We start from the raw sequence: 1,878 nt of genomic DNA, 5'->3' as shown, positions 1-1,878 counted from the left end.
AGTAATCGATGGACTCTCGTTGACTTGGATATTCAAAGGAACTATTGCACTACACCCATAAGTATTTTCAATGAGCCTAGCATATACTGTGTCAAAACCTACCGATAAGTTTGTAAACATAGTAGGATCTGGGATTGGAAATGCAGCGGCTTGTGCAGCAGCCAATGTAGTATAATATTCTACAGAGCTATTCGGTAACCCATCAATAATCTGCGCATCAGCATTTGTTAAGTCAAAAACTCCAAAACCATCATATGGTATATCGTCACATATTTTTAAAGTGTCAGGGTTTCCTGGAACTGGTGGATCCTGAAACGTAACTTCTATTGTACCTGTAACAAAACAAACTCCATTTACACCTTCTATAGTATAAGTTCCAGATACTACTGGATCGTAAAAAGGCTCGGTAGCACCAAAAATAATATTTCCGTTTAAGTACCATTGCTGACTAAATTGAATACCTAAAAACTGACCAATAGTAACTTCGTCATCAACACATGGGAACAAATCCGGACCAAGATCCAATACTGCCAAATTTAAATCTACTACAAGAAGATCCTCATTATTCATTTCGTTTGTTTCGCTCTGAATTCCAACACCCGTTCCGTCGTCATCAACCGAAGCAACTAAATTAAAAACTGTAGGAGTTCCTGGAGGAAGAACTAAGGTAAGACCGCCACTTTCGGATCCATCAATAGGAATGTCGGCAACTGTTTGTGTTTGTCCAACTAAAACACCATCCGCATAAAAAGCAATTGGAATATTTGCTGGTAAAAACGCAGTGGAATTAGAATTGTATACTGTATATAAAACGTCAATTTCCCCATTTGCGCAAAGCACTCCAAGATCATCAATTTCGATTGTAGCATCTGGTAATTCAGAATTAATAATCGTGATTACGTTATTTACCATAACAAAATCCTGACTGGAAGTAATATCTATTGTTGCACTTGTATCTCCTGGCATGATAGTATTCTCAATATCGTAGAAATCGAGATCCATGTTATACATGTCTGTTGCCCCAGTAAAACTATTTGTTCCATTAAATGCATTATCCCCTGGATTCAAAGGCGGATTATCTATTAGAATTCCGTTAATTCGTAGAGATTCATTGTTAGCAATTCCTTGATCTCCTTCCCATGCTAAAAATCCAATTTTTGCCAAGTCTTCACTGGCTACATCAATATTGTCTATAACAATGGTAAGACTGGGATTATTGGCGGAAACACTCTCTAGGCCATCATATAAGTTAATTTGATTTAACGGAAGTAAGGAATCTTCGTAGATAACAATTATAGACCAACCTCCAAAATTAAGACCACTTCCACAATATGCGGGGATCACGCCTGTTAAATCGAGTTCTGATACCGTATAAGTACCATTTCCTCCTGGGCCAACTATCATACTCACATCTGCATAAGCAGCAAAAAAGTCTAAACCATTATTGTTTAATGCGAAAGTTCGATCTGCTGATACAGCAATCCCATTTAATTCAACATCGAAATCACCAGAACCTGATCCAGACCAATACATTACGGCTGCAACAAACGTTTGACCTCCCACAAGAGACAAATCTGCACTACTTGAAGTTAAAATAGTACAGCCTCCACCCCCACCATTTTCTTGTGTATTTAAGGTGTTTCCAAGCGCTTTATAGTCATACTGACCATTAAATTGCTGAAATAATTGTACTGGTTGTGCCCAAAGGCAGACGGGAAGTAATATAAAAAAACCTAATAGTAATAATTTTTTCATAGTATTTTATGTTTCTTAGGTGTGTACTATTTTGACTTTCATTATAAAAATAGAATTAAATTCGCTTGATTCATAACGAAAATCTACTATTTGAATTAAAATACTAGACAAACTATTTTCTAC

General features: G+C 36.6%; 1 protein-coding gene. It reads right to left on the bottom strand.

The annotated features are described in order from the left end of the window. Positions 1 to 1,755 (bottom strand): hypothetical protein (locus tag ACY2RU_RS17460; protein WP_490139766.1); only part of this gene is annotated, 1,755 nt, incomplete at its 3' end. Positions 1,756 to 1,878 lie beyond the last annotated feature (123 nt).

It is taken from the genome of Ulvibacter sp. 2305UL32-6 (assembly GCF_058148545.1).
Note: the sequence above shows the minus strand (reverse complement) of the source record. Positions and strands in the feature narration are given on the sequence as shown.